Genomic DNA, 7,151 nt, shown 5'->3' on the forward strand with positions numbered 1-7,151 from the left:
GGCCCGTCAGTTTCCAGAACAGAAGCCCCTCCACCGGGAGCTGAACGGTAATTCGGTTGAGCATAATCTTTATTCCACTATGGACTAATCTCAGTGCCAGAAGTTAACTCATTTCAATACGCAAAGCGTAAACGCTGCTGGTTTGATAATGAGTAGCTGTAAGATTGACTTCTCATGCCACAAAAAAAACAACTTTTCCTGAATTTTCATCGAGATAAACAGTTACAAGAAAGTGTCTTCAGGGGCTCTATCGAACAATTCACCAGCCATTTTGGCGATACGTTCATGTTGTACGAGTTTATTTTTCCACTCCTGCGGAATAGCGGAATAACCATATAATGCTCCCGCTATTTGTCCCGCCGTCGCCGCAACGCTGTCAGCATCATCGGCAAGGTTGGCTGCCAGCAGAATGGCATCACGGAAATTATCCGTTTTCCATACGGACCACATCGCGGCCTCAAGCGTATCGATAACGTAACCGCTTGAACGAATCTGATCGCGAGTTTTTTGCTTATACTCACCCGCGTTAATGATCATTACACGTGGCTGAAGCGGCATAACGTGTGGTGTAAAAACAAAATCTTTATTGCTACCGTTAATCATATGCACAAGCAAAAAACTTAAATACTGCGTGCTATTTATTGCTTCCGCGGCACCGTGTGTTGCGATACATTGTTTTTTAGCTTCATAAAACGCTTTGCTTAATGATTTTCTAAAAAAAATAGAGACAGGTGCTTGTCTGATCATGGAAGCATTACCGGCAGTTTCTGGCGAAGTATTACCGTTCCACCCAGGACCAACTATTAAATATTGTTCTAAAGCAAACCGAGTTGTATTGCCTATATCAAAACAGACGCCATTTGAACTGTTATAACCATGCTGATACCATTCCAGAAGCTTATTCCTGAAGCATATAGTATCAGCATCACCCTTCTCAAGGAGCGTTTCCGCAAGACATAACGCCATGGATGTATCATCCGTCCATTCGCCGGCACGAAGTCGAAATGGCCCACCACCTGTCATATCTTTGACGTGTGCTTTGTCACGAGGTAAAAATTCGAGCGTCGTACCTACAGCATCTCCAACAGCAAGACCAATAAGCGTACCTACCGCACGATCCCGTGATTGCGCTAGTGAAATATTACATGGTGGTGTTAAATCCCATTGTTTTTGTACATCACTATTTGAGGATGATTCTAATGGCTTATTATCATACGTATACTGCATCCTTCGCTGGACTGAAGGTCTGCTAATGGGTAAGTATTTACGATATCTATCAACATATTTTAACAAGGCATTTAAATCAGCATGTAAGTCAATCACCTTTCACCCATAATAAAAAATATTATTCATATGAAATACTAAAATTCATCAGGGAATTTCTTCATGAGGTTTTGTTTCTTTTTATTATAGTTGGTATCGACCTCATGCGGCAGCCTAACCTTTAACCCTCGGCGGATTTGATCCACAATAAACCAGGCATCTGACAACCTTTCAAAAAACAACTCATCAGAATGATCAAACTCCTTCCCTGCATACATACCGAACGTCATATCCCATAATTTCGCTCTATCCTTTTCCTTGCCTTCGATTAAATCCCGTAGAAATAATAATTGTTGTACAATAGAGTCGTACATTTGCAAAAGCGGGGATTGGGGATCACGATTCTTGACGTCTGCATATCTTTTCTGTGCTAAAGTTAATGCTCTATCAACGTAACCAAACATTGTCATTTCATTCATTGCAGTAGATTCAGTTAACTAAAAATTCCATACCTGATCGCAAGTCATCATATGCCCTCGCTTACCCTTGGTAATTCTAACTATAAAAAATTATCCTCAGGCGCTCTATCGAATAGTTTACCCGCCATTGTGGCAATACGTTCGTGTTGTACGAGTTTATCTTTCCAGTCCTGCGGGATAGCGGAATAACCATACAACGCCCCCGCTATTTGTCCCGCCGTCGCCGCGACGCTGTCAGCATCATCGGCAAGATTGGCAGCCAGCAGAATCGCATCACGGAAATTGTCAGTATTCCATACGGACCACATCGCGGCCTCAAGCGTATCGATAACATAACCACTTGAACGAATCTGATCGCGAGTTTTCTGCTTATACTCACCCGCGTTTATGATCATTACACGCGCGCATAATGGGAAAACATGAGGCGAAAAAGCTTCGTCTTTTTGATAACCGTTAATTAAATAGTGCAATACTAATCCGAGGAATTGGCATGCATTAATTGACTCTACTGCACCATGAGTTGCTCGACTCTGAGCCTGGGATTCGAAGTAAATCGCACGCAGCGATTTCCGACGGAAGATAGACACCGGAGCTTGACGAATAACCCCAGCATTACCAGCCGTGTGCTTTTCTGTATTACCATACCAGGAAGGTCCGACAAGCATATACTGTTCAAGCGCGAATCGCGTCGTTTTACCGATATCAAAACAACGACCATTACTGCTGTTCTCCCCATTGAGATACCATTTCAGGAGATATTTTCTAAGTACATCGGTATGCATTCTGTTTTCTGAAAGATAAGTTTCTGCCAGACATAATGCCATAGACGTATCATCTGTCCATTCACCGGGTTTTAATTCAAAGGGCCCGCCACCAATCATATCCACTACATGTTCACTATCTCTGCGTTTAAATTCAAGAGTAGTGCCAACTGCATCGCCAACAGCCAAACCCACTAACGCCCCAAGTGCTTTATCGCGTGAAACATCTTCATTTGTGATTAAAGGTAATGTTTCATCCCATACATGAGAGTAATTTGAATCATCAATGCTGCTTCTTATTACCTTACGAACATTAACTGGCATGTAGTTATTATAACGATCGGCATAATGATTAATTACTGAATCTTCGCTGTAAAGATCTATCATCCCGCACCCTTTAATCAAACGTTGTTTACCACTTGCGATACCGTCTTTGCCTTTTCAAATACTCAACGTCTTGCTCATGAGGGAGAATAAACTTCAATCCTTTTCCCATTTGCGAAGCTATATAATTAACATTGGACAAATGCTGAGCAAGTTCTGCATCGGTTGTATCAAACTCTTTTGACGCAAGCACTCCAAGATTTAATTTGTGCAATTTACTTTTATCTTTCTCAGACCCCGTTAGAATAGACTTAATATAGTCCAACTGATTCTTTGCCATAACATATAAAGAAAATGTAGGATTTTCTTCTAATCGATGATTAATTGCATCAATAGCATCATTGATATAATCCAGCGCGGTGTAATTTTCTTTACTCATGAGTCACCTCAAATACTGCCCTGGCGGTGGCCTGAACCTGCGGATACTCCACTTCTACCTGTTACACAGCATAGTGCCTGCCCGTTCTCTCAACGGCACCGTTCGCCACGTGGATAATCTTGCCGTTAACATAGCGGGATGTCAGTTTTCAGAACAGAATATCCACTCCCGCGAGCTGAACGATAGTTCAGCTGAGCATGATTTTTTATTCCACGATGATCTGATCTCAGTGCCTGAAGTTAACTAATCCTCAGAACGAAGGCGGTTATGATATTGTTTCTGTGAAACAAAAATAAAACCACATTTCTGTGGTTTTATTTAGATGGTCATGAATTAACTTTGTCAGCTCATCGTTTTTCTATGCGAAACGTAGAAAGAATGATTTCCATGCATCGTTTATTGGCTTCGTAATAATAATCCTGATGATTACGATGAGGCCCAACCACCTCAACGTAACACCACAAATCATTAATTTTAAAGATACGCATATCGTAATAAGCCCTGATATTCTCAGCAGCACTGACTACCTCTCCCGTACAGCTATAAAGATCGCCTGTAAACGTGGGATTGATATCATTTGGGATGCTGGCAATGTCCGATGTCGTAAGAGAGACCGCACTATCGTGGCGGTTAAAGCGCGCAGTTGCTTCATCGAAAATAGCCTGCGCAGCGGGATAATCAGCCTGACGGAAAAGACAGAAATTAATCACTCCATGGTTGACGTTACCTATTGTGTGTTCAATTACCAGACGATTATCATCCAGCGTATTCACCAGCCATGAATCCGGAATTTTAAATCCACTGTCATTTTTGTTGCTAAGGCTGACTGTTTTCAACAGTTCTGAAAGCATCAAATTGCTGCGATGCAGTAAATCCCAGTTGATAGCAATCAGGAAAATAGTATCGGCAATCGTGTTGTAATCCTTCGACGCACAAGCCGTTTTCAAAAGGAAGTAATTTCCCCCACCATTTACAGGATTATAATCCTTCTGCACCGTATATCGTGAAACGACCTCATCACCCGATGGCATCATTTTAATGGACAGGATATCCGCAAACTTCCCGCTTCCTGAAGGATGAGTAATTATCCTTTGGCTCAGTACTTTCTCACCCATTAAATCGAGCTTATTGATAAGCCAGTCTGACGCATTCATCTCCCACTGACAGTGTTCATATGCAGCCCAGACTTCAATATAGGGGCCGGTGTCATCGGCGATGTATCGTCCGATATTCGTCAGCCCAACCTCCTGAAACGTGATCGGCTTTAACTCTGCTGGCTTAACATTCTGGGGTAACAATAGCCAGTAATGAAGCATCTCTTTTTCTGCAGAGGTATAGAGACATTTCCAGAAATTTTCCCGAATCTCTTTTTCCTGATCCTTTATCTCAAGAGGAAAAAAATATTGTTTTTCAGTAACCATAATGCAACCTCACTCGTCGCGCTTACTTAAGCCATAAACCCGAAAACATAAGGAAGCTTCCGAGGGTAATTAAGCTTTTAGCAAAGATAAGTAAGCCAGGCGCCACGGCACGTGTCATAGACGATAATTTTTCATAATTTTCCGCGTTGTATCTTTTGTGCCCCCCCATAATCCCGGAAAATAACGTGCAGAGCAGCACTACTGTGATCTTTAATCCCCAAACACACAGGAAAGACATGGATAAGATGATCGAATAATGCTTGGCCGTTGCGACGGAAAATAATGACATTGACTGAGCAAGCCATTTCAACGTAAAGCCAATGACGACCGTAGCCACTAACACCAGAACGAACATTAACCCCGCAAGGAGCCACTGCTTTTTGTTAAATAAATCTTTTCCATTCCAGATAAGCGCTAGCGTCCAAATCATAAAGAGAATAAAGAAAATCCAATGCATCACAACGTTCCCCATTTACACATTTTAATCTCCTATCAGGACTGTAACACAGCCAGTCTTAATCACACCATCGCCACTGCCCGCCGCTGGGGACGGCTTACTTTCATCATCGTCATAAATCCAGTCAAGGATCGGTTTGAGAGCAAATTTGATACTGGCATCCCCTCCCAGACCGAGCGCCGCTGCAAGCTCACCGGACACCTTAAGGTTAAATGAATAATCAGTGCTATCAATCCAGGTTCCCACGCCTGCAGAAGCGCCAGCGCTCCCTGCACTCCCTGAAAGTTTGCCATCGGCAACGACTACGCCATAAAAATCGGCTTTAGCCGTCGCCTCTCCTTTGACCGCCGCGGCTTCTGCGCCAAGTTCAACATTAAAACCATAACGCCCTTTATTTCCGTCATATAGTTCACTGACGGCCTTCGCTTCAGCGGTTGCCAGGTATACATCCCCACCGACGCCGCCGTATTGTTGCCCTTCTTTACCAATGCTTCCCGAGGCGCCATATTGTATCGCGGTGGCGTTTGCATTGAGATTAATCGCCCCGTAATCAGCTCGATCGGTCACTAACGTGCCGCTGGCAGCCGCCACCCCTACTTTAGTACGTACCTCGCCTTTATATTTATCCTGGCTTTTTGTATTCCCGACCGTGATATCGGCAAGTGCGAATCCGGCTGAAGCCGTATCAGGTTTTCCAAAGCCGGATTTATCTTCAAGGCTTGCATATGCGCCAAGCACACGGGCGTCGTAAACATCACCATGTATAGCACCATCTTTACCCGCATCCTTCGCCGCCGTACCGCCCCAGTATTGCGGAGGTGCGGGTTGAGTGGATGCGACTGCAGGGGTCGCTGAGGTATTGCAACCCGTCTTGTCACCTTCCCTGGCGAGAGGCAAACCGTTCACAAATACCGTTGTTGAACCACTGAGAATACTTCCCTGACCATGTTGGGAGCATGAAAGCGGGTCGCCTTTTCGTGCTGCCGGAAATCCGCCAATAATTACGTTGGGACTTCCGCTTTGAATTGGGCCAGTATGTGCGCTGGAATCAATGCGCGCTCTGGCGGCTGGTTTTCCCATAATAGCGTTCTCTGTACGCAGATTAACTGTTAACTTTTACAATCGCGCCCTTAATATCGGTAAGGTTAGTTCCCGTTATACTCACCGTATCATTTGCCTTGAGCTCGGTATTGATCCCATCACCTAGTTTTGTAAGCTCATCACCTTTGAAGATGGCTTGTTCCACAGCCTCTGCTTTGAGGTTGCCTTGGCCTACGTGAATCTCAATGGTATCCGGGGCGATCAGAATATAGTTGTCTTTAACTTTGAGTTTAATCGTGGTCACAGATTCCAGCAGCGCGTTACCTTCTTTATCCATGGTCAAGACGGTTTGATCTTTCCCAACGTTTATAACGTGCTTGTTACCAATATTATGCGTTTCATTATTACCTACATCTGATTTCAGGTTCCGCTTAATCGTAATATTCTCATCCTGTCCGATGGTTTTTCTACGATCGACACCGACATCATGAGTTTCAGAATTTTCAATATCCGTATCCATATTTTTTTCTGCATGGATCCAGATCTGCTCGTGCCCGGCTTTATCTTCAAAACGGAGAATATTGGCATTGTCTTTATGGCCATCTTTGCTGCGGCTATAAAAGCCCATCTGCGTCGCCGCAGCCGGCAGCGCCCACGGCGGCATGCTCGCGTCGTTGTACACGCGCCCGGTGATAATCGGACGGTCCGGGTCGCCGTTGATAAAGTCCACCACCACCTCATCGCCGACGCGCGGGATTTGCACCCCGCCGTAGCCCTGGCCCGCCCACGCGGGCCGTAGGTGCGCGGCCACGCCGTGGACTGCGCCGGACGGTACACCACCGCCGACGGGATGACCGTGAAATCGGTACGGTGAATAGTCTCCCCCTCACCGCTGGCATAGCGGTTCTCTTCGAGGTGGTAACCCGCCGCCGTCACCAGATACTCACCGTTGTCGCTGAAGAACGG

The 7,151-nt window shown here is 44.9% G+C and carries 7 protein-coding genes and 1 pseudogene; all 8 read right to left on the minus strand.

Translation table 11 applies throughout. From position 1 onward, the window contains the following. Nucleotides 1-222: 222 nt before the first annotated feature. Nucleotides 223-1,323 carry an ADP-ribosylarginine hydrolase Tri1 gene (gene tri1 / locus GXP72_RS13600; protein WP_024909799.1) on the minus strand — a complete coding sequence of 367 codons (1,101 nt, stop codon included), beginning with the start codon at nt 1,321-1,323 and terminating at the stop codon, nt 223-225. 38 nt (nt 1,324-1,361) lie between these two features. Then, nucleotides 1,362-1,733: an immunity protein Tsi6 family protein gene (locus tag GXP72_RS13605; protein WP_223237591.1), complete on the minus strand. Its 372-nt coding sequence runs from the start codon at nt 1,731-1,733 to the stop codon at nt 1,362-1,364. 89 nt (nt 1,734-1,822) lie between these two features. Next, nucleotides 1,823-2,890 carry an ADP-ribosylarginine hydrolase Tri1 gene (gene tri1, locus GXP72_RS13610; RefSeq protein WP_090421172.1) on the minus strand — a complete coding sequence of 356 codons (1,068 nt, stop codon included), beginning with the start codon at nt 2,888-2,890 and terminating at the stop codon, nt 1,823-1,825. 25 nt (nt 2,891-2,915) lie between these two features. Beyond that, nucleotides 2,916-3,266: an immunity protein Tsi6 family protein gene (locus GXP72_RS13615; protein ID WP_048992422.1), complete on the minus strand. Its 351-nt coding sequence runs from the start codon at nt 3,264-3,266 to the stop codon at nt 2,916-2,918. Nucleotides 3,267-3,613: 347 nt separating this feature from the next. Then, a complete protein-coding gene (locus GXP72_RS13620) occupies nt 3,614-4,687 on the minus strand; it encodes a hypothetical protein (protein ID WP_061716464.1) in 1,074 nt (357 codons plus the stop codon). Between the two features lie 22 nt (nt 4,688-4,709). After that, complete coding sequence (locus GXP72_RS13625; protein WP_244319951.1) at nt 4,710-5,144, minus strand: hypothetical protein; 435 nt, start codon at nt 5,142-5,144, stop codon at nt 4,710-4,712. Nucleotides 5,145-5,168: 24 nt separating this feature from the next. Then, the gene (locus GXP72_RS13630) at nt 5,169-6,224 is read right to left on the minus strand and encodes a PAAR domain-containing protein (RefSeq protein WP_090421166.1); all 1,056 of its coding nucleotides are present in this window, start codon (nt 6,222-6,224) and stop codon (nt 5,169-5,171) included. 22 nt (nt 6,225-6,246) lie between these two features. Next, a pseudogene (gene vgrG, locus GXP72_RS13635) lies at nt 6,247-7,151 on the minus strand (type VI secretion system tip protein VgrG); the annotation flags it as partial.

Origin of the sequence: Enterobacter sp. SES19 (assembly GCF_011765665.1) — a bacterium.
GTDB classification, from domain to species: domain Bacteria; phylum Pseudomonadota; class Gammaproteobacteria; order Enterobacterales; family Enterobacteriaceae; genus Enterobacter; species Enterobacter pseudoroggenkampii.